16 protein-coding genes are annotated in these 23,204 nt (G+C 46.4%); 13 read left to right on the top strand and 3 right to left on the bottom strand.

Annotated elements, in window-relative coordinates:
- Positions 1-8: 8 nt before the first annotated feature.
- The gene (locus QUB51_RS00740; RefSeq protein WP_333259603.1) at positions 9-2,069 is read right to left on the bottom strand and encodes an amylo-alpha-1,6-glucosidase; all 2,061 of its coding nucleotides are present in this window, start codon (positions 2,067-2,069) and stop codon (positions 9-11) included.
- A gap of 317 nt (positions 2,070-2,386) precedes the next feature.
- On the opposite strand from QUB51_RS00740, the gene treZ reads away from it, so the two are divergent.
- The 11 genes from treZ (at position 2,387) to QUB51_RS00685 (ending at position 19,330) form a co-directional block, all read left to right on the top strand.
- Positions 2,387-4,210 (top strand): malto-oligosyltrehalose trehalohydrolase, encoded by a 1,824-nt coding sequence (treZ, locus tag QUB51_RS00735; RefSeq protein WP_333051493.1) that lies wholly within the window; start codon positions 2,387-2,389, stop codon positions 4,208-4,210.
- Positions 4,211-4,443: 233 nt separating this feature from the next.
- Positions 4,444-7,239, top strand: a complete 2,796-nt coding sequence (treY, locus tag QUB51_RS00730; RefSeq protein ID WP_333051832.1) for a malto-oligosyltrehalose synthase — start codon at positions 4,444-4,446, stop codon at positions 7,237-7,239.
- 143 nt (positions 7,240-7,382) lie between these two features.
- Positions 7,383-7,616, top strand: a complete 234-nt coding sequence (locus tag QUB51_RS00725) for a hypothetical protein (protein ID WP_333028250.1) — start codon at positions 7,383-7,385, stop codon at positions 7,614-7,616.
- A 17-nt stretch (positions 7,617-7,633) separates the two neighbouring features.
- Positions 7,634-8,158, top strand: coding sequence for a GNAT family N-acetyltransferase (locus QUB51_RS00720; protein WP_333051494.1), 525 nt, complete (start codon positions 7,634-7,636; stop codon positions 8,156-8,158).
- Between the two features lie 11 nt (positions 8,159-8,169).
- Positions 8,170-8,322 (top strand): hypothetical protein, encoded by a 153-nt coding sequence (locus QUB51_RS00715; protein WP_333051495.1) that lies wholly within the window; start codon positions 8,170-8,172, stop codon positions 8,320-8,322.
- A gap of 257 nt (positions 8,323-8,579) precedes the next feature.
- A complete protein-coding gene (gene dnaK, locus QUB51_RS00710; protein ID WP_333231312.1) occupies positions 8,580-10,484 on the top strand; it encodes a molecular chaperone DnaK in 1,905 nt (634 codons plus the stop codon).
- A gap of 221 nt (positions 10,485-10,705) precedes the next feature.
- Positions 10,706-11,218, top strand: coding sequence for a DUF4112 domain-containing protein (locus QUB51_RS00705; protein ID WP_333259606.1), 513 nt, complete (start codon positions 10,706-10,708; stop codon positions 11,216-11,218).
- Between the two features lie 757 nt (positions 11,219-11,975).
- Positions 11,976-12,584, top strand: a complete 609-nt coding sequence (locus tag QUB51_RS00700) for a PadR family transcriptional regulator (RefSeq protein ID WP_333051502.1) — start codon at positions 11,976-11,978, stop codon at positions 12,582-12,584.
- Between the two features lie 265 nt (positions 12,585-12,849).
- A complete protein-coding gene (locus tag QUB51_RS00695; protein ID WP_333209262.1) occupies positions 12,850-14,631 on the top strand; it encodes an efflux RND transporter periplasmic adaptor subunit in 1,782 nt (593 codons plus the stop codon).
- A gap of 180 nt (positions 14,632-14,811) precedes the next feature.
- On the top strand, positions 14,812-18,015 hold the full coding sequence (locus QUB51_RS00690; RefSeq protein WP_333051505.1) for an efflux RND transporter permease subunit: 3,204 nt from the start codon (positions 14,812-14,814) through the stop codon (positions 18,013-18,015).
- A 286-nt stretch (positions 18,016-18,301) separates the two neighbouring features.
- A complete protein-coding gene (locus QUB51_RS00685; RefSeq protein WP_333209264.1) occupies positions 18,302-19,330 on the top strand; it encodes a hypothetical protein in 1,029 nt (342 codons plus the stop codon).
- A gap of 643 nt (positions 19,331-19,973) precedes the next feature.
- On the opposite strand, the gene QUB51_RS00680 is transcribed toward QUB51_RS00685, so the two are convergent.
- The gene (locus QUB51_RS00680) at positions 19,974-20,792 is read right to left on the bottom strand and encodes a carbohydrate ABC transporter permease (protein WP_333051507.1); all 819 of its coding nucleotides are present in this window, start codon (positions 20,790-20,792) and stop codon (positions 19,974-19,976) included.
- A 263-nt stretch (positions 20,793-21,055) separates the two neighbouring features.
- Entirely contained in the window at positions 21,056-21,223 is a 168-nt protein-coding gene (locus QUB51_RS00675; RefSeq protein WP_333051509.1) for a hypothetical protein, read from the bottom strand.
- 64 nt (positions 21,224-21,287) lie between these two features.
- Between QUB51_RS00675 and QUB51_RS00670 the strand changes: the two genes are divergently transcribed.
- Together QUB51_RS00670 and QUB51_RS00665 are read left to right on the top strand one after the other, a co-directional pair.
- Positions 21,288-21,980, top strand: coding sequence for an aldehyde oxygenase (deformylating) (locus QUB51_RS00670; RefSeq protein WP_333051511.1), 693 nt, complete (start codon positions 21,288-21,290; stop codon positions 21,978-21,980).
- Between the two features lie 149 nt (positions 21,981-22,129).
- Positions 22,130-23,155: a long-chain acyl-[acyl-carrier-protein] reductase gene (locus QUB51_RS00665; protein WP_333051513.1), complete on the top strand. Its 1,026-nt coding sequence runs from the start codon at positions 22,130-22,132 to the stop codon at positions 23,153-23,155.
- Positions 23,156-23,204 lie beyond the last annotated feature (49 nt).

Here is a 23,204-nt window from a genome sequence, read left to right as displayed (position 1 = left end):
TTCCCCATTTAAACACCCACAGTATTAATTGCCAACCAAGCCCGCAGCACCTCAGCCACTGTCCAAGCTTGAGCCGTGCAGCCCCGCGGCGAGTGGGGGGCGTCGCCCTCAAAAATTTCGCTCAGACTGCCAACTCCGCCGCCCCTTATATGATGTGCCATTGATTCGAGAAATTCGCGAGCTTGTGCTGGGTCTTTGTATACGTGCAAGTGCGCCAAGACAAACGGGCCAATCAGCCAGCCCCAAACTGTGCCTTGGTGGTAGGCGCTGTCGCGCTGCAATTGGTCGCCTTCGTATGCGCCGCGATACTGGGGGTGATGTGGCGAGAGGCTGCGGAGGCCGACAGAAGTGAGCAACTGTTGAGCGCAGCCGTCCACCACGCCGCGCTGCTGGATGGGCGTCAGTAACGGTGTATACCGCGTTTCCTGGCGCATCCCCGCTGACAAGGAGTTGGCGGAGTGAGGAGGAATCGAGTCTAGGGGCAGGGAAACGGCGAATATTTGGTTGGGCCGCAGCGAGGCATCGTGTCCGTCTGGGCCGTCGAGAACGTCGTAACAGTAACCGGTTGAGGCGTTCCAGAAGCGAGGGAATCCGGCGGCCGTTCGATCGCCCAATTGCTGGTATTCATTGTGAGGCTTGCCCAGTTTTCGAGCAAAACTTGCCATAGCTTGTATAGCATTGTACCAAAGCGCGCTGAGTTCGATCGGCTTACCAATCCGGGGCGTCACCACCCAATCGCCGATTTTCGCGTCCATCCAAGTCAGTTGCACACCCTTTTCGCCCGCGTAGATTAAACCGTCATCGGGATCGACGCGGATATTATACCGAGTTCCCTGTATGTGCCAATCAACAATCTCACATAAAGTAGGCCAGAGTTCGCTCAAAAGTTCGTCGTCCCCCGTGGCATCGATATAAGCGCGAATTGCCTCAAAGTACCACAGAGTGGCATCTGCGGTGTTGTATTCCGGTGCGCCGCCCGCATCCGGGAAGCGGTTCGGCAGCATTCCCCGATCGACATACCGCGCAAATGTCCGCAAAATCGATCGCGCAATTTCCGATCGCCCGGTACAGATTGTGAGACCGGGCAAGCTAATCATCGTATCGCGCCCCCAGTCGCTAAACCAGGGATATCCGGCGATAATCGTTTTGCTTTCGGGTTCCTCCGGTAGCGGGCGGCTGACGATAAATTGGTCGGCGGCGAGCACTAAGTGATTGATCCAGTCGGGAGATTCGCTCACTTTTGACCAGTTTTGCAGGAGTTGTTGGTCATAAGTGCGGCGCACTTCTAAAGCTGTACCGCCGTTGAGTTCGGTATTTTTCTCGGTGCTGGCTATCAATGTGAGAGAACTTCCCGGTGCGATCGTCATGTGAAAAGTCGCCGCCTGCAAGTGATCCTCGCAGCAATCCAATCCGCGGCGCTTTTCGGCTGCTAGATCCAATCCGTAATGCCAATTGTATAAGGGCGCAGAGACTTGAAATTTGGCTTCTGGTGTGGCATCTGTCAGCAGGTACAGGGGTGCAGCCTTGGGAAATGCCGTCACGCAAACGCCGCTTTCCAAGGTTTCTAGGCTCATCTGCCAGTCGCCGGCGCTCGTTGTGTGGTGGTAGTCGCGGTAGTTGACTAGGGCTTTGACAGCGAGGGCGATCGGTTGTGAGGCGCGGTGCAAGCGGTATTGAATATATGTTGTGTTAGCACCTTGCTGCATCCAAATCCGCTTTTCCAGGATAGCGTCGCCGAGAGCAAACCTCCAAACAGGCGTCGTGCCTTCTAGGTGAAAGCTTTCGATGTATTTGTAGCCGTGGGGTTCCATCGTCGCGTCGGCCCAGCGGTTTGTATAAAGCGGATAGGCGCGATCGTGATACACCGCCGTCTCGTCCAGCTTGGCGAGCATCAAAGTGCGTCCCAGCGGGGGTTTGAGGGCTGCTACCAGCAAGCCGTGATAGCGGCGGGTGAGGAGATTTGCGATCGTCCCGCTAGCGTAACCGCCGATCCCGTTTGTGACCAACCACTCCCGAGACTCCGCCGAGTCAAGATTGCAGCAGATTTCCCGTCCAAAAGCCATAACCATAAAATCCACACTCGCGCTGATTTTTTACCTACCTTTAGGTAGATTTTCGACATAATATCAACCACAAATATTAACGATTTCAGACCGTTAATTTGGCGATCGCCCCCGTGCGGATTCATGCTCTAATTTAGACATAACTAACCGCTACTTTTGCCCCATATACAATTTTAGCCTTTGATGCCTCTGTCTAAAGTTAGTTGTTTGTTATATTAAGTAATATTACCGTCTAAACAGGCGCTCAACGTTAAGGGCAAAGCATTTGATAGCGCGTCGGGCGATCGAACTACCAACCTATTTTATAAGGAGAACGGCTCAAAGTGAAGATAGGAGCAAATTACCTCGGCAATAACCAATGTGAATTTACCGTTTGGGCGCCCACCCTCAAACAAATCGCAGTCCAAATTGTTTCCCCAAAAAAACGCCTGATACCCCTGCAACAATCAGCAGAAGGTTATTGGCAAACCACAGCTACAGACATCGAACCAGGAACCCTTTACACTTACCAAATCGAAGGAAAAACCGACCGACCAGACCCAGCCTCAAAATATCAACCCCAAGGCGTACACGCTCCGTCGCAAGTAATAGATCAAAATATTTTTACTTGGACTGACACAAATTGGCAAGGCGTGCCGCTAGCCGAAATGATTATTTACGAACTGCACGTCGGCACATTCACCCAAGCCGGAACATTTGAAGCAATAATTCCCCATCTAAAACAACTTAAAGACTTGGGAATCAACGCCATCGAAATCATGCCAGTAGCCCAATTTCCCGGCGAGCGAAACTGGGGATATGACGGCGTATATCCCTACGCAGTTCAAAACTCCTACGGCGGCCCCGAAGGCTTCAAAACACTCGTCAACGCCTGCCACGAACACGGCATTTCAGTAATTCTCGATGTAGTTTACAACCACCTCGGCCCCGAAGGCAACTACCTCAGTCAATTCGGCCCCTACTTTACATCCAAATACGGCTCAATTTGGGGAGATCCCCTCAACTTCGACGACGCCTACAGCGACGGCGTGCGTAACTACTTTATTGAAAACGCCCTCTACTGGTTTCGAGACTATCACATCGATGCCCTGAGATTAGATGCAATTCAAGCAATATTTGAAGTAGGTGCAAGACCTTTTTTACAAGAACTATCCGATGCCACAGCAGATATTTCCAACGAACTAGGACGGCAACTTTACTTAATAGCCGAAAGTGACTTAAATGATGTCCGCACTATACGTCCCAAAGAACTCGGTGGCTTCGGACTAGACGCCCAATGGTGCGATGATTTCCACCACGCACTGCACGCCTTGCTCACCGGAGAAGACGACCGCTACTACCAAGATTTCGGCAAATGCGAACACTTAGAAAAAGCCTTCAAAGAAAGCTTTGTTTACTCCGGCCAGTACGCCCCCCACAGAAAGCGGAGACACGGCAATTCTGTCAAGGATGAACCGGGTCATAAATTTCTGGTGTTTGCCCAAACCCACGACCAAATCGGCAACCGCATTTTGGGAGACCGACTCTCCAAAATAGTTAACTTTGAAGCATTGAAACTCGCAGCAGGCACTGTCTTAATTTCTCCTTACATTCCCTTCTTTTTTATGGGAGAAGAATACGGAGAAGAAGCACCGTTTTTTTACTTCGTTTCCCACTCGGACGAAAACTTAATTGAAGCTATCCGCAAAGACAAACAACAAGAATTTAAAATCTTTGAAGGCCGAGGCGAGTTTCAAGACCCCCAGAGTCCAGAGACTTTCGATAAGTGTAAGTTAAACTGGGAAAAACAAACCGAAGGCAAACACAAAATCCTTTGGGAATGGCACCAACATCTGATTCAACTGCGGCGGACAATACCAGCCCTTAAAAAACTCGACAAAAACAGTCTAGAAGTGTCCAGCATTGAAGCGGAAAAAATCTTATTTCTACGTCGCTGGACAGATGACAGCCAGATATTCTGCATTCTAAACTTCAACACGCAAGATGTCACTTTTACGGCTACACTGCCCCAAGGCAACGGTCACAAAATTTTAGACTCTGCTGATGAAAAATGGATGGGTTCAGGTTCTAGCTTGCCTGAAAAGATAACTTCAGAGCAAAAATTGACCGTTAAACCGCAGAGTTTCGCACTCTATGAATTAGAGTAATTAAAACGGGAGGCAGAGCCTCCAATACAGGCGTTCCCAGGCAGAGCCTAGGAACAAGCAATAGGAGGCAGAACCTATGTAGTTCTCAGCCTCTGTCGCGGAATCTAGTCCCACAAGAAACGGGAGGCAGAGCCTCTCTCGTTCCCAGGCTCGGGCCGGGAATGCAGTAGAGGAGGCTCTGCCTCATACATTAAAAGAGAAAACCCTAAAAAACCCGGAGTAAAATTAACATGATGAGAATTCCCACAACAACTTATCGGATTCAATTTCATGGAGGTTTTAACTTTGAAGCCGCCAAACAAATCCTTAGCTATCTGGAAGATTTAGGAATTACCGACCTTTACGCTTCACCAATATTTAAAGCCAGAAAAGGCAGCTCTCACGGATACGATGTCGTTGACTCAAATCAGCTCAATCCCGATTTGGGAACATCAGAAAATTTTGAAGCCCTCACATACGAAATCAAGAAACGGAACATGGGATGGCTGCAAGATATTGTTCCGAACCACATGGCTTATGACACTCAAAATTTGCTGCTGTTAGACGTATTGGAACACGGGCCAGATTCCGACTATTTCGATTACTTCGATATTGAATGGAATCACGCTTACGAACATCTCAGGGGTCGAGTGCTGGCTCCGCTGCTGGGGAATTTTTATGGAGAGTGTCTGGAAAATGGCGAGATTCAACTCAAATACAGCGAAATTGGGCTAACCATCAATTATTATAGCTTACAATTGCCAGTAAGAATTGAATCTTATGCTAAATTCATCAGTCATAACTTGGGGCATTTAGCTAGAGAATTAGGCAGACGCCATCCAGATTTTATCAAGTTTTTAGGAATTCTTTATTTAATTAAAAATACACCTTCAGAAACTAAAGGTAAAACCCGATACGATCAGATAGCTTTTGTCAAAGGACTGCTGTGGGAACTCTACAATCAAAATCCCCTTGTACAGGAATTTATCGATGAAAATATCAAAGTTTTTAACGGAGAAAAGGGAAATTCCGAAAGCTTTAATTTGCTAGACGAATTGCTTTCCGAGCAGTTTTACCGTCTGTCTTTCTGGAAAGTGGGGGCAGAGGAAATTAATTACCGAAGGTTTTTTACAGTAAACGAACTTATTTCGGTAAAAGTTGAAGAGATTAAAGTTTTTCATAAAAACCACGCTCTGATATTCGACATGGTTGATGAGGGAAAGTTTACTGGATTGAGAATCGACCACATCGATGGACTGTACGACCCCACAGAATATTTGAAACGCCTCCGAGAGAAAGTCGGAGACACTTATATTACTGTTGAAAAGATTCTGGAACACGAAGAAGATTTGCCGTCATATTGGCCGATTGAGGGAACTAGCGGCTACGACTTTTTGAATTACGTAAACGGCGTTTTTTGTCGGTGCGATCGCGAGCAGCAATTTACCGAAATATATCAGAGATTTACTCGCTTGACCGTTCCCTACGAACAGTTGTTTTTAGATAAAAAAGGACTGATTGTTGAGAAAAATTTGGCGGGAGATGTAGACAATCTAGCTCAACTTTTGAAGAATATTTCCGGTCAATCGAGACAGGGAAATGACTTTACTCGTCCCGGTTTGGAAAAAGCATTGGCGGCTGTTTTGACAATTTTTCCAGTCTACCGAACTTACATCAATCAAGACGGTTTGAGAGAGTCCGATCGCACTTACGTAAAATATGCGATCGCCCATGCCAAAGAACAAGCACCCAGACTCCTCAAGGAACTTAAATTTATCGAAACGGTGCTGTTGCTGGAAGAAGAAGAAACCCTAACACCCGAACAAAAAGAGCAGCGTCGGCACTTTGTAATGAAACTCCAGCAGTTGACAGGTCCATTAATGGCAAAAGGCGTGGAAGACACGCTTTTATACGTCTACTATCGGCTTTTATCCCTCAACGAAGTGGGAGGAAATCCCAGTCAGTTCGGCGTGTCGCTGGGAGATTTTCACGAGTTCAACCAACAGCAGCAAGCAGCTTGGCCACACAAAATGAATGCGACAGCTACCCACGATACCAAACGTGGCGAAGATGTGCGAGCCAGAATAAACGTTTTGTCAGAAATTCCCGATGAATGGGAACAGCAAGTCAGGTCTTGGAGAGAGGTAAACTCTTCTAAGAAAGTCAACTTTGTGAATCGAATGGTTCCAGATACTAATGACGAATACTTCCTGTACCAAACTCTGCTCGGCAGTTTTCCCTTTGAGGGAATTGAAAACACTGATTATGTCGATCGCCTGAAAGATTATGTGATTAAAGCTGTCCGCGAAGCCAAAGTTTATACGGCTTGGCTGAGACCGGATAACGACTACGAAGCTGGTTTTATGACCTTTGTCGATAGCGTTCTCGAAACTTCGGAACAAAATCAGTTTCTCAACAAATTTACACCTTTCTGGAAAAAAGTAGCTAATTACGGAATTTTCAATTCTTTATCTCAAACGCTGCTGAAAATCACGGCTCCGGGCGTTCCCGACATTTATCAAGGGACGGAATTCTGGGATTTAAGCCACGTCGATCCCGATAACCGCCGTCCCGTTGATTTTGAGCGCAGAATCGAGGTTTTGCGGGAAATTAAAGAGCAAGCTCAGACGGATATTTTGCAACTAATTGAAGATTTGATTGCGACGCGAGAAGACGCGAGAATTAAGTTGTTTTTGACGGCAAGAGCCCTAGAAGCGAGAAAAAAATACTTGCAAGTTTTTCAATCAGGCGATTATCTGCCCCTGGAAGCAGTTGGCACGTTTAAAGATAATGTTGTTGCCTTTGCCAGAAGCTTTGGAGAGACTACCGTTATTGTCATTGCTCCCCGGTTTTTGACGGGAATTGTCAAACCGGAAGAAATGCCGATCGGCAAACAAGTCTGGAAAGATACTAATTTGAAATTATCCGAGGAAATGCCGTCGGTTTGGAAAGATGCAATTACAAATCAGGCGGTAGAAAGTAACGGTACTTTGGCAATTGGTGACGCTCTGAGTTACTTTCCGGCAGCTCTGCTGATCGGTAAAAAATAGAAACTAAAGTTGTAGGGTGCGTCAGGAATTGATTATTGGGAGTTCACAATGTTTTTTGGCTCTGACGCACCATACCATGTGCTGGGCTTCTTGAGTTAAAATAGTAGCAGGAAAGCAATCTTAGTAGCGGGAGGAATAGCAAAATGCGATCGCTCGTCAAAACCGAAACCAGTACCGAAACCAGACTCTCTTGGTGGGCTTACCTATTTGTCCTAGACGAATTCATTGCCGAAGCAGATGCTACTATCAACGGCCCAGCAGCTTACAATAATACACCTCCAGCACTGTCCGATCGCGATCGAGCCTTTTTACTTTCAGTCATGGAAAACCCGCCAGCACCGTCTGAAGGATTGCTCGCATTATTTGCAGATTATTAAACAAAACAGTAAAGCGAGTGAATTGGACTATTAGCCGTCTAGAAGATATAAACCGAAGCACGAGCAGTCTTAGAAAAGACCCATTTAATTCGGGAAATACAGAATTAGATGCTTATCTCAAACGATATGCAAAGCAGAACGATCGCCTCGGTACTGCTAGAACTTTTGTAGCTTTAGCAGGTGAAGATAACTACACAATAGCAGGCTATTATGCTGGCAGCGCTAATTTACTCGATCGTACCCAGCTACCACCTAACTTGCGAGAAAATCTCCCCAACTATCCCCCTCCTGCTATGCTAGTTGGGAAACTTGCAGTCGATCGATCAATGCAAGGTAGAGGCTTGGGGAAGCGGTTACTGCGCCATGCCTTCGAGAATGCACTGAATTTATCCCAAAATATGGGAATTTATGCTGTCAGGGTAGATGCTATTGACGAACAAGCTAAAGAATTTTACAAAAGGTGCGGTTTCTTGGAGTACCAAGATAGTCCTTTTTCACTGTTTATTCTGATGAGTACAATTAAACAAGCAGCAAATGGGTAGGTCTCTAACTCATGACTCTAACTGATAAATTTTACTTTTATTTTGAAGCCGATCGACCGATCGCCCCTACCAACCAAACAAAATTTATACAACAAAGACGGCAAATACAACACAACGTATACGGTTTGCCACAATACCCGAATCGATCGCACACCGTACATTAGGAAGAGTAAAGAAAAGCAGTCAACAACTGTAGCGGTGCAAGCCTCACGGATGCAACCGTCCCCCAACAGGTTCGGTAAATACCCCTTCATCGCAAGGTCTACCGCCCGCAGTATAGAGATAAGCACCCTATCGAAGACTGTATTAAAGCAGGACTCACTACCCGTAAACCGCGAGGTAAAATCGCAGTCCTGAATAACCAGACTATCGCACAGATAAAACACCAAAATTTTGTAGAGATTGGAGCCGGAACACCCCTATGGGAAAAGTAGTTGGAATTGACTTAGGTACGACAAACTCCTGCGTCGCAGTTATGGAAGGCGGCAAACCCACCGTCATAGCCAACGCCGAAGGGGGTCGCACCACACCTTCCGTAGTAGCATATGCTAAAAATGGCGATCAACTTGTCGGACAAATCGCCAAGCGTCAAGCCGTGATGAACGCCGAAAACACCTTTTACTCAGTAAAACGGTTTATCGGGCGTCGGGTTGATGAAGTAACCCACGAAACCACTGAAGTTTCCTACAAAGTTCTCAAAGTCGGCAACAGCCTCAAACTAGACTGTCCCGCCCGCGGCAAGCAATTTGCCCCAGAAGAAATTTCTGCACAAGTTCTTCGGAAACTCGTAGAAGACGCCAGCAAATACCTCGGCGAAACTGTTACCCAAGCGGTAATTACTGTTCCCGCTTACTTCAACGACTCCCAGCGCCAAGCTACGAAAGACGCAGGAAAAATTGCCGGTATAGAAGTGCTGCGGATTATTAACGAACCTACAGCAGCAGCTTTAGCTTACGGGTTAGATAAAAAGAGCAACGAAACCATCCTCGTATTTGACTTAGGTGGCGGTACTTTCGACGTATCTATTCTCGAAGTAGGCGACGGCGTATTTGAAGTGCTAGCAACTTCTGGAGACACTCACCTCGGCGGTGACGACTTCGACAAAAAAATTGTTGATTTCATCGCTAATGAATTCCAAAGAGCCGAAGGAATTGACCTCCGCAAAGACAAACAAGCCCTGCAACGCCTGACGGAAGCAGCCGAAAAAGCCAAGATTGAGCTTTCGAGCGTTACCCAAGCAGAAATCAACCTGCCGTTTATTACCGCGACTCAAGACGGGCCAAAACACTTGGACACGACTTTGACGCGGGGCAAGTTTGAAGAACTCTGTTCCGATTTGATCGATCGCTCCCGCATCCCCGTAGAAAATGCGATCCGCGACGCCAAATTAGACAAATCTGCAATTAATGAAGTCGTCTTAGTTGGTGGTTCTACGCGCATTCCTGCGGTGCAAGAACTGGTCAAAAAACTCCTTGGCAAAGACCCCAACCAAACCGTAAACCCGGACGAAGTGGTCGCAGTCGGTGCAGCAATTCAAGCAGGCGTACTCTCCGGCGAAGTCAAAGACATCCTGTTGCTCGACGTTACTCCGCTGTCTCTCGGCGTCGAAACCTTGGGTGGCGTGATGACCAAAATCATTCCCCGCAACACCACTATTCCTACCAAGAAGTCGGAAACTTTCTCGACTGCTGTAGACGGTCAAACAAACGTGGAAATTCACGTTTTGCAAGGCGAACGGGAAATGGCCAATGATAACAAGGATTTGGGAACCTTCCGCTTAGATGGAGTTCCACCGGCCCCCCGTGGCGTACCTCAAATTGAAGTTACTTTCGATATCGATGCTAACGGTATTTTGAATGTAGCTGCTAAGGATAAAGGTACTGGCAAGGAGCAATCGATTAGCATTACTGGTGCTTCTACTTTGCCCAGCAATGAAGTCGATCGCATGGTGAAGGAAGCCGAATCGAATGCTTCTGCTGACAAAGAGCGTCGCGAAAGGATCGATCGCAAAAACCAAGCTGATTCTCAAGCCTATCAAATCGAGAAGCAGTTGGCAGAATTGGGCGATAAAGTTCCCGCTGATGACAAAACTAAGATTGAAGGGTTGCTTAAAGACTTGCGATCCGCGATCGAGAGTGAAGATGACGATCGCATCAAGACACTGACAACAGAGTTGCAGCAAGCATTCTACGCTGTCAGCAGCAACCTGTACCAGCAAGCAGGCGGCCCAACTGATGGCCCTGGCGGCCCTGGCGGCTATGGAGACGGCGGCCCCACTGGTGGCGACGACGTGATTGACGCCGACTTCACAGAAGGCAACAAATAACAGGCTAAATTAAAAGCCCCCAGCTAGAAGCAAGAAACCCGGTTTTGAACAGAAACCGGGTTTCTCTGTATTCGGACTTGTATGATGTTAAATTTTGTAGGGGCGGGTTCACCAAAAATAATTGCCAATAATCGACAATCTCATCAACCCGCCCCCGCCCGCGATATAAAAGCGGTATTTAAGCCGGAATGAATATTGTATTGCAATCAGGAGTAATCTAAATGTCTCGTTCTCCCCTACAAAATTCCTCCCCAAATACTCCCAGCCCATCTCATATTGCATCCTTGCGCCGACTCCGCCGCATCAGCCATTTACTAGACAACGCAATTCCCATTCCCGGCACAAAATACCGCATCGGACTCGATCCGATACTGGGACTTATACCGGGCGGCGGCGATTTAATCAGTTCAATTTTTGCAGGCTATGTTGTCTTCAAATCCGCTCAAATGGGAGTGCCTCAAGAGACTTTAGTAAAAATGGCAGCTAATATCGTATTTGATACAGTTGCTGGTACTGTACCGGTAGCCGGAGATTTGTTAGATGTTGCTTGGAAAGCTAATGTCAAAAATATAGAATTGCTGGATGCTCATTTAGGTTCCCCTGAACAAGGCAAAAAAGCCGATTGGCTATTTGTGGCGGCGCTGTTATTGGGTTTAATTTTAATTGTCGGAGGTGTTATTTTCTTGAGTGTGATGCTTTTTGGGTTGCTATTTCAATTAATTACAGGGCGTTAAATTGGGTTTAACGCTCCAGATAAATTCCTCTCTTTATGTCATTCATAGTGATAGCATATAATCGGGAAGCTTCTCCTTGAAACTCCTTTTTGAGGATGATTGCGAACCGAAACACAACATCTGGCTTTAATTATCCATAGGGTGCGTTGCTTTTTTTGATGCCTTACTAAAGAGCAAATATTTCACATATCCGTAGATTACAAACAGGGCGATTGGAAAAAAAACAAACTGTTTTTTCGCAGCAATACTTAATAATAAGAGGAGTATTAGCTACAAAAAAACAGTGACTGCAATCAATGTTCAATAAATAAATACTAAAGTGTGTCTGGGTTTAAAAATTCAACCAACCCCTACTAATAAAAGTTCTGATCCTCTTACCAAGAAGAGATATGTGGCAGAAATCTGAGATATTGCAGCATTCTCAACAACAGGCAAGATGCCTGTTCCACAAGAGAATTCACTCTGGATATTAAAAAATATATCTTAAGGGGATTGACAAAATTTATTAAATACATATTTAATAATCAATTTTCTTTGAAACTAGGAATTGACCAGGAATTTCAAAGGTGGTACCCGCCACGTGATGTATCTCGCGCAAATCAATCCAAAATCGAAAATCCTTGCGTCCCCCGCATTTATCCGTCGGGTCGCCTCTAAAATCTAAAATCTAAAATCTAAAATCTAAAATCGATTGACCCGATCGCCCTTGAGTCCGATATAGTGATATAATCCAGACTATAATATCAAATTGATATAAATGCTTGAATTATCAGCACTTGGACTGCTACAGTTGCAACCCCTGCACGGCTATCGGCTAAAGCAAAAACTGGAGCTGTTTATGAGCAGTTGCATCAGCGTCAACTATGGAGCGATTTACCCGCTGCTGAAGCGCTTGGAAGAGCGAGGGGAGATTTCGGTAATAGCCGAAGAAGCCGGAGATGCGGGCTGTCCGCGCAAAATCTACGGAATTACCCCCAAAGGGCGCGAACTGTGGCGGCAAAAAATGCTCGAACACCCTCAAGAAAGCTGGGTTAACAGTGGTTCCCGGTTCCAAATCAAGTTTTTCTTTTTTGGCGACTTAGAACCGGCAGAACGGCTGAAGCTATTGGAACACCGCTTGCGAGCCTGTTACACCAGGCAAGACTACATCGAAAGCCTCAAGAGCGAATATCCACTAACCGACGACTATCAATTCGCTTCTCGCGATCGCTGCAAGTCAGTGCTGGCCTCAGAGATTGAGTGGTTAACCGAGCAACTAGCCAAGGAAAAAAGCGCGATCGCCCGAGTGCGTGACTCCCCAACCTCCGCTGAATCCGCTGAATCCAAGGGAAAATCCTTCCAACTCACCCACTCAGGTGACTCGTAAGAAGGATGTGCAATCATTCCTGCCATCGTAACTTTTGAGAAATAACAAGAAGCTTTCCTAAAAATAATCACCCCCAGGCTTGGCTAACTGTGATGAGACTAAAGCCCTGCACATACCCCAACCCCATTAAAAAGAGACTTTCCCGATTCCATCCTGTTTAAAATCCCTTGTCATTATTCCCCCTTGTTGGAGGGGAACGCCGGAGAATCAAAGATTTCGCCCAAGTCTCAGTCAGAAGTTAAAAAAAATCTAAGTGGTGCTGCCCATGAGTTATTCTAAATCCCCAGAATCCGTCGTTGAAACAGAAGAGCAAAAACCTGCCACACCCGAACTGCACCCAACCGATGCAGACAGCGATCTACCAGAGGATTTTCCCGCCGTTGTCGATCGCCCGGAACCTGTTGCTAAACCACGATCGCGCTGGCCCCTAATTGCCGCGCTCGCGATCGCCACAGGCGCAGCAGGTTTCGGCTGGTACTCGTGGCAATCAGGCCAGACTCGCGCACCGCAACAGGCAGCCGCCGCCCAACCCCCAGGCATACCAGTCAAGATCGCAGCCGTACAAACCAGCTCAGTCGAAGATGCTTCCGAATTTGTTAGCAGCTTAGAAGCCAAGCGTTCGGTACAAATCAAACCCGAAGCAGAAGGGCTAGTCACGGAGATTTTTGTCAAAGCCGGCGACTTCATAAATCAAGGGCAAGCCATCGCCCGCATGAAAAGCGACAGCGCCCAAGCGGACTTGAGGCAATCCCAAGCCAACCTGATCCGCGCTCAATCCCACTTAGCCGAATTGCAAGCAGGAGCCAGGCCCGAAGAAATCGCCCAAGCTCAAGCCCAAGTCGCCCAAGCCCAAGCCAACCTCGCCCAACTGCGATCGGGCTCTCGGCCAGAAGAAATTGGTCAAGCCCAAGCCCGCGTTAGCCAAGCTGAAGCCGACCTCGCCGACGCCCAAACAGGTAGCCTCTTAGAAGAAATCGCCCAAGCAAGAGCGCAAATAGAAGCAAGCACAGCCGAAGCAAAGTTAGCCAGCCAGCAACTTGCCAGATATGAGGCCTTGGCAAAAGAAGGTGCAGAATCCGCGAACACCCTTGAGCAATACACCCAAAAAGAAGGCAGCGCCAAAGCCAATCTCCGAGAAGCTCAAAGGCGGTTTGAGCAGCGACAAAAGAACAGACAAGCCGAGATCGAGCGTCGCACAGCAGCCTTGCAACAGCAGCGGCAAGCTTTGCGACAATTGCAAAACGGTTCGCGCCCAGAGGAAATAGCTGCATCCGAAGCAGAAGTCGCACAAGCCAAGAGTAGATTAGCCCAGTTAGCCAACGGCACCCGCCAAGAACAGCTCGATCAAGCTGAAGCGCAAGTTGCCCAGGCCGCGGCTCAAGTGCGCGGCTTTGAAGTACAACTACAAGAAACTGCGGTCATCGCCCCCTTCGCAGGAGTCATCGGCGACATACCAGTGAAAGTAGGTGATTACTTGCAAAAAGGCAACGCTATCGCCACCCTGACAGAGAACCAATTGCTAGACTTGCGGTTATCAATTCCTTTGGAACGGATGCCTCAATTACGCTTAGGGTTGCCAGTACAAATGCTCGATGCTCAAGGTAAGGCGATCGCGATCGGTCAAATCAGTTTTATCTCCCCCAACGTCAGCGCCAATTCCCAAACAATTTTAGCTAAAGCCACCTTTCCCAACCCCACCGGCGAACTACTTAATCTCCAGTTTGTAAAAGCTAAAGTCATCTGGAAACAGAACCCCGGAATTTTAGTTCCAGTAACAGCAGTTACTCGTTTAGGGGGGGAAACTTTTGTCTTCACAGCTCAACAGCCGGAACAGCCAAAACCTGGAATGCCACCTTTAGTAGCGCGGCAAAAGCCCGTGAAATTGGGAGCCATTCAGGGGAATAATTATCAAGTTATCGAAGGTTTGAAAGCCGGCGAAAAAATTGTTACCGCAGGCATCCTTAACCTGACAGACGGCGCTCCCATTATGGCTCAAGAGGAAGGGAAAGGAGCAGGGGAAAAATTACCATTAGCAAGCCAAAAATAAGGTAGGTTGTTGCGCTTTAGCGCTCTTAATAGGTAAATTAAGAGCGCTAAAGGGCAACTACGTACCTTACGTGAAACTACTTGATTGCTCCGCTCTAAAAAAGGGGGCTATTTTAATTTTTGACGCAAGTGCAATTAGGAATTAGCAATTATCAACTAACAACTACCCATTACCCAAATAATGTTTGCAGATTTCTTTATTAAACGACCAGTCTTTGCTAGCGTCTGCGCCTTAATTATTGTTTTGGTAGGCGCAATAAGCATTCCCACATTGCCGATCGAACGCTTCCCCGACATCAGCCCCACCCAAATCAACGTCACAGCCAACTATAGCGGTGCCAATGCTGAAGTTGTCGAAAATGCGGTAACAAACATCCTAGAAAGGCAAATCAACGGCATTGAAGGACTGAAATATCTAACTTCCAGTAGCACTAACAGTGGAACTAGCACCATTACAGCCACCTTTGATACTTCCCGCGACAAAGATATCGCCGCCGTCGATGTGCAGAATCGAGTTGCAGTCGCTCAGCCACAACTCCCCGATGCCGTACAACGCACAGGAGTTACAGTTACAAAACAATCTAACAGCCTACTGCTGGCTATAGGATTATTTACCGAAAATAAAGAATACGATACCATATTTTTAAGCAACTACGCCGACCTCTATTTAGCAGACACTTTAAAGAGAGTAAAAGGCGTGGGCGACGTGCGAATTTTTGGGGAAAGACGCTATGCTATGCGCCTGTGGATCGATCCCAATAAATTAGCGGCTCGTAATCTAACAATGCAAGATGTAACAAGAGCAATTAACGAACAAAACTTGCAAGTTGGAGTAGGAAGAATTGGTCAAGAACCCGCCCCAGAAGGGCAAATGTATCAGATTGATTTGAGTGCAGAAAGTCGTCTCAAAAGCCCCACAGAATTTGAAGACCTAGTTATTAAAAGCGAAGCAAATGGAACTTTAGTTAAGTTAAAAGATGTCGGTAGAGCAGAATTAGGAGCAGAAAATTATAACTCTTTTCTGCGATTTCGAGGGAATGACGCGGTGGGTTTAGGGATTTACCAATTACCCGGAAGTAATGCTCTAAATGTTGCCCAAGCCGTCAAAGCAGAAATGGAGAAATTAGCGAAAAACTTCCCTCCGGGGGTGATACATAGAACCGCACTAGATACGACTCAATTTGTCCAAGAGTCAATGGCAGAAGTAGTCAAAACTCTGTTTGAAGCAGTCTTGCTAGTGGTGATAGTTATTTTTGTTTTCCTGCAAGATTGGCGCACTACGATTATTCCCACCCTCACAATACCCATTTCCTTGATTGGGACATTTGCTTTTATCAAAGCATTCGGATTTACGATTAACAGTTTGTCTCTATTTGGTCTTACCTTAGCAACAGGTTTAGTGGTTGATGACGCTATCATCGTAGTCGAAAATATTGACCGTCTAGTCCGCCAAGGTATGAATGCCCGCCAAGCAGCTTCCGAGTCAATGCGGGAACTTTTTAGTGCTGTAATTGCCACTTCCTTAGTATTGATGGCCGTGTTCGTACCCGTGGCATTTTTCCCTGGGACAACGGGAGCACTCTATAAACAATTTGCCCTGACAATTGCTTTTTCAGTGCTGCTTTCTACCTTTATGGCGGTTACTCTTACTCCCTCACTTGCCGCTATATTACTGCGCCCAGGTAAGAAGTTTGGCGGCCCGTTGGGTTGGGTTTTTAACCGGATTAATATTTTTCTTGATTGGATGCAAAAGAAATATAGAGAGTCCTTAATATTCTTAACACGATTTAAAACCCTTGTTACCCTGTTGTTTATTGCTTCTCTGGGATTCACCGCTTGGCTTTATTTAGCAGTACCAACAGCATTTATCCCAGAGGAAGACCAGGGCTATTTTCTGACAATTATTCAAGGGCCTCAAGGCGTTTCGCTGCAATACACCCAGCAGGTGATGGATGGAGTTGAACAAGAAATCCTCAATGTTCCTGAAGTGGTGGGTACTTTTTCGGTAGGTGGCTTTGGTTTTAGTGGTAATAGTTCCAACCAGGGGATTATATTTACTACCCTTAAACCCTGGAAAGAAAGGAAAGGTGAAGCTCAAACCGTACAAGCGATTATTGGTAAATTGCAGGGTAAGTTTTTCGCGATTCCAGAAGCGAGAATTTTCCCGGTGAATCCGCCGGCTATTCAAGGTTTAGGTCAATTTGGCGGCTTCCAATTTCAATTGCAAGACCGCAAAGGGAACAGCGGTTTAGATTCTCTAGTTCAGGCGATGGGCGGGATTTTAAAGCAGGCGAATCAGACGCCCGGATTGCAGGCGGTATTTAGTACGTTTGCTGCGAATACGCCTCAGTTACTTGTGGAAGTTGACCGCAATCGAGCTAAGGCTCTAGATATTCCGATTAATGATGTTTTCAGTACGTTACAAACGGCTCTTGGTTCTCAGTATGTGAATGATTTTAATCTGCAGCAGCGCAATTATCGGGTGTATGTTCAGGCGGATAAACAGTTTCGTGATAACCCTGAAGATATTGGGAAATTGTATGTCCGCTCTGGAAAAAATGAAATGATTTCTTTGAGCAATTTGGTGAAAATAACTCCGGTGGTGGGAGCGCAAACTGTTAACCACTACAATTTATATAGGTCAATTGAAATTAGTGGCTCCCCGGCTCCGGGCTCGAGTTCTGGACAGGCGATAAAATTGATGGAAAAGGTGTCGGCTGAAGTTTTGCCGTCGGGTTTTGGATATGAATGGTCGGGGAGTTCTTTAGAAGAAATTGAGTCGGGGGGTCAAGCACCAATTATTTTTGGTTTGGGGCTGATTTTTGTGTTCTTGGTTTTGGCTGCTCAGTACGAAAATTATGTCGATCCTTTCATTATTTTGCTATCGGTTCCTCTGGCGATTTTAGGTGCACTTTTAGCTCAGTCGTTGCGGGGGTTGGCGAATGATGTTTATTGCCAGATTGGTTTGGTGATGTTGATTGGATTGGCAAGTAAAAATGCGATTTTAATTGTGGAGTTTGCTAACCAGTTGCGGGAGCAGGGATATTCAATTACTAAGGCAGCAGTTGAGGCTTCTCAAGAGCGTTTACGACCGATTTTGATGACTTCTCTATCATTTATTTTGGGGATTGCTCCCCTAATTAACCCGGAAGGTGCGGGGGCTGCAAGTCGTAGATCGCTAGGGAATGCGATCGCGGGGGGGATGGTTGTTTCTACTTTCTTGAGTTTGTTTATGGTGCCGGTGCTGTATGTGGTCATTGTCTCGACTCGCGATCGCTTTCGGAAGCGCGATCGATTAACAAATCTACCCGGTGATGGTACAACTTTGAACGGCAAAACGACTCCAGGCGAGGAGGTTGAACGCGATAAAGTATCGCCGCTGTAGTGGGTAATTAGTTCCTTTAACTATCCGGTTAGTGGTTATTGTTGCAAAATATCCGACTATCTGTGCCACGGGCTTTTTGATTGTTGCGACGCTGTGCGGTAACTCTCGGAGAAGATTTTTTGTACAGGTAGCGATCGCCCCCCATCGTGCAATAATGATATGACTTGCACAAAAGCTCTATTAGTAGGTAAATCTTGCCTACCTTACCGCTACATATAGCGTCTCAACTGTCAACCCGTGCTAGTTATCAATTAAACCGGCTGTTGCACTACACAAATTTTTTCTAATGGCTGAAGTCCCCCTAAATCCCGCAGAACTTGCAGAAGCCCTCAACGGCTTTACCGATATCAATTTCCAATTGCCAGACCCCGAAGACGAACAAATACCAGACTTTGATTTTGACAATCAGGTTGACAATGCCTGGAAAGTGTGCGATCGCTTCGACTTGCAAACCGACATCTGGCGGGGACGCATTCTCCGAACAGTCCGAGACAGAGAAAAAAAAGGCGGCGAAGGACGCGGTACAGGGTTTTTGAACTGGCTCAAAGAAAGAGAAATTGGCAAAAGTCAAGCCTATTCTTTGATAGAATTAGCTAATAGTGCCGACACTCTGATTCAGCAAGGAGATTTAGACCCAGATTCCATTAGAAACTTCAGCAAAAGAGCCTTTGTAGAAACAGCCAAAGCATCTCCCGAAGTCCAGCAAATGGTAACAGATGCCGCAGCAAATGGCGATCGCATCACCCGCCGCGAAGTCAAACAACTCTCCGACGAATGGATGGCAATGAACTCAGATTTATTGCCAGAAGAAGTCAAAGAAAAAGCATCTACAGGTTCTCTACCTTCCCGCTACCTCGCTCCTTTAGTGAAAGAAATGGAGAAACTCTCTCCATCTCACCAAAGCGAAATTCAAAAAGAAGTAGCAGAAAATCCCGACGTAGATACTGTTAAACAGCTAACATCCGACGCCAAGAACTTATCAAAATATCTCGACGCCGCCGCCCAAGTGCAAGCTCTCAATCAGTCTCACTTAGATATGGAAATGGCCTTAGAAGAATCTTTGCGAGTAGGCTGTTTGGGAACCACCGCCGACGTTGTAAAACAAGCCGCACAGCTAGAACAAGCAGTAGTCAAACTCTACACCATTTGGAAACGCTTAGGCAGTTTGGCAGATAGATTGTACGTGGATACAGGAGCAAGCACACCGAATTTACGCTTGCTTTTGGGATGCTTGGACAGTCTTTCGGGAGAAAAGATTGAAGTGGATTTCGGAGACGGAGAACGCTCTATTCGCTTGCAAATTTTCAGCGAATAGCTCAACTTTGACCGCAGATAAAAGCCAACATCACGGCTCATTATCTGCGTCGATTCCTGTTCATCTGCGGTTAAAATTTCTGAGTTTTTTTCCACAGATATCAGGGATACAAATAACGCCGATATTTGGTAACTACTTCTTTCCCCAACAGCTAGAACTACAGATCAAGTAGTTTTTTGGGTAATGTCCAGCGGCAGGAATGGCACAACAAATAAGACTGCCAACCACGGTAGAAAAGATAGGATAAATAAAAATAAACCGAGTTTTTTGCATAGATTCACATAGGAATGAGAATTAAATAACTTCCACAAGATTGTGGGATGGGCGTCCCGCCCGTCCACTCATGACGGGCGGGACGCCCATCCCACAATAACAATTAAAATTGTAAGTTATTTAATTCCCGATCCATAATACAGCTTTGATATCCCCTTTATCTGTTAGTCCGCTTAAAGTGGACTTGGTTTGTATAGTAGCGATTTCAATCGCCTCCTTCACTACACACTCACATCTGGAACCAATGTCAGCAACAGGCTTTCCGGCCTGTTCCACAAGAATATTTAGTATTTGTGGAACAGGCCGGAAAGCCTGTTCTAGAGAATGGTTCAACAAATGACGACAAACTTAATTGCCAAGCATTTCCAACTCAATTTTTAATCCCCGTCGCCGCAATCCCCCGAATAAACTGCCGCTGACCGGCCAAAAACAGCAACACCACCGGTACAGTTCCAATTACCACCGCCGCCATCAACAACTGCCAACTGCTAGTAAACTGTTCCTGAAACTCAGCCAGAACCAACTGCACAGTCCGCAACTGGGGCCGCGTCGTAAACACCAGCGGCTTAAACAAATCGTTCCACTCCCCGATAAACGTAAACAAAAACAGCGTCACCAAAGCAGGGCGGGCTAAAGGTAACATCACCTGCCACAAAACCTGCCAGCGGTTAGCCCCATCCAGCATTGCCGCCTCCTCTAACTCCGCGGGAATTGTCATAAAATACTGGCGCAGCAGAAAAATCCCAAAACCGTTAGCCGCCGTCGGCAAAATCAGCGCCCCGTAAGTATTCAGCAGATGGCCCCACTTCAAAACCAAGAAAATCGGAATCACCAAAAGCTGAAACGGAATTACCAGCGTCGCCAAAACCCCCAACACAATCGCCTGTCGCCCGCGAAACTTCAGCCTGGCCAAGGCGTAACCGGCCAAAGCAGAAGTTACAACCTGAAAACCCGTCACTGCGATCGCCACTAGAGTAGAATTAAGGAATGCCAACAAAAAATTGCCCCGTCGCCAAGCCTCCTGATAGTTTGCAAAAGTCAGGCCTGCAGCCTTGACACCGACACCAGATGGTGATAATGAAACCCAAAATACAGCAGCCAGTGGCAGCAGCACCAGCGCAGCACCCGCCAGCAACAAAATAAAACTCAGCAGTTCCAGCGCATGAGACCTGTCAAAGGATTTACCCATAAATTTGTGAATTAACCTAAAATAATAAGCCTGTGACGTTCTCCAACCCGATCGCATCCCCGATTCCCATACAACAACATAATAGTCGTAGAAGGAAAGAAGGAGTACCTAGGGAGGAAGTTGTGATTAGGATATAATGTTATAGATAGAGTTGGTACTGTAAAACCCTGAAAGGTGGAGACATAGACCGTATTTCTATCATCTATTTCCGGGCAAAAGATCGACTAACGACTAATTCAAGTAATTAGTAAATAGATAGCATTCTAGCGATAGTCTTTCTGGAGTGTTCGACGGCAAAAGTCCGGCAAACACGCACGCTTGACGCCAGTTTTTCCCGGAACGTCAAAGAAAAGTTCTTTGTCGAAAGCATCCTCAGCTATAATCTGTGATTTAGATGGGGTGCGTTCAAAATAGGTAAAGTGTACTGTCACTGACCCCCCATTTTAAAGGGGTTTCCCAACATCCCGCAAGCTTATATAAGGAGACTACATATCTATGCCCCAGCTTGAGGCCAGCCCAACAATTGACTTTCAAACCGAAACTTACAAAGATGCTTACAGCCGCATCAACGCCATTGTGATTGAAGGCGAACAAGAAGCTCACGATAATTACCTGACACTGGCCGAACTGTTGGCGGACAAAAAAGCAGAGTTAGTTGGCTTGTCCAAGATGGAGAACCGCCACATGAAAGGCTTCCAAGCTTGTGGCAGGAATCTTAAAGTCACGCCCGACATGGCATTTGCCAAGCAGTTCTTTTCGGAATTGCACAGAAACTTCCAAACGGCAGCGGCCGAAGGTCAGATTGTAACTTGCTTGTTGATTCAATCGCTAATTATCGAGTGTTTTGCGATCGCAGCTTACAACATCTACATCCCCGTCGCCGATGACTTTGCTCGCAAAATCACCGAAGGCGTCGTCAAAGAAGAATACAGCCACCTCAACTTTGGGGAAGTCTGGCTGCAGGCTCACTTTGAGGAATCCAAAGCCGAACTCGAAGCTGCCAACCGCCAAAACCTGCCCATCATCTGGAGACTGCTAAACTCTGTCGCAGACGATGCCCGCGTCTTGGGAATGGAAAAAGACGCTTTAATCGAAGACTTTATGATTGCCTACGGCGAAGCCCTAGGCAACATAGGCTTTAACAACCGCGATATCATGCGGATGTCAGCACAAGGCCTCGCAGCCTAGTTAACTTGGAAATAAGGAATGGGAAAAAAATTAAAAATTAAAAATTAAAAATGGGATAACTCATTTTAAAATATAAATTTTTAATCTTCCCATCTTCCATCTTCCATCTTCCATCTTCCACCTTCCATCTTCCTTCATTTGACAACTTAATGTTTGGTCTAATCGGTCACTTAACCAGCTTAGAACACGCCCAATCAGTAGCTAACGAGCTGGGCTATCCAGAATATGCCGATCAAGGTCTCGATTTTTGGTGCAGCGCACCGCCCCAAATAGTTGATCAGATCACGGTAACAAGCATCACTGGACAAAAAATAGAAGGTCGCTATGTCGAGTCCTGTTTTTTGCCAGAAATGCTAGCAACTCGCCGGATTAAAGCAGCTACTCGCAAAATCCTTAATGCGATGGCACACGCTCAAAAAAACGGGATTAACATCACTGCTTTGGGCGGCTTTTCTTCGATCATTTTTGAGACTTTCAACTTGCAGCAAATTAAGCAAATTCGCAATCTCAAGTTGGAGTTTGAACGCTTCACCACTGGTAACACTCACACAGCTTACATCCTCTGCCGCCAAGTAGAAGAAGCAGCCCCTAAATTGGGGATTGAACTTTCAAAAGCCACGGTAGCGGTTTGTGGTGCTACTGGCGATATTGGCAGTGCTGTGTGTCGCTGGCTCAATGTTAAAACAAATGTAGCAGAATTGTTGCTCATCGCCCGCGACAAAGAACGATTGCAAGATTTGCAATCAGAATTGGGTCGAGGGAAAATTATGGACTTGGAAGAAGCCCTGCCCCAAGCGGATATTGTAGTCTGGGTAGCCAGTATGCCCAAGGGAGTAGAAATTGACCCTAAGACATTGAAGCAACCATGTTTATTGATTGACGGTGGCTATCCGAAAAATTTGGCAACTCAGGTTCAGCATCCCGGAATTTACGTACTCAATGGCGGCATTGTGGAGCATTCCCTCGATATTGAGTGGAAAATCATGAAGATTGTCAATATGGATGTGCCGGGCCGACAGTTGTTTGCCTGTTTTGCTGAATCAATGCTGCTGGAATTTGAAAAAATGTATACCAATTTTTCTTGGGGACGGAATCAAATTACTGTGGAAAAGATGGAGCAAATCGGTCATATTTCTGTCAAGCACGGTTTCAGACCTTTATTAATGTCAGTTTGATGTTAAAAGTCAACTGTTAAATTTGAAAATTTAATAGTTGACTTTTTAT

This window comes from Microcoleus sp. AT8-A3 (assembly GCF_036705675.1).
Classification (GTDB): Bacteria; Cyanobacteriota; Cyanobacteriia; order Cyanobacteriales; family Microcoleaceae; genus Microcoleus.
This window is presented reverse-complemented; position numbering and strand designations above follow the sequence as displayed.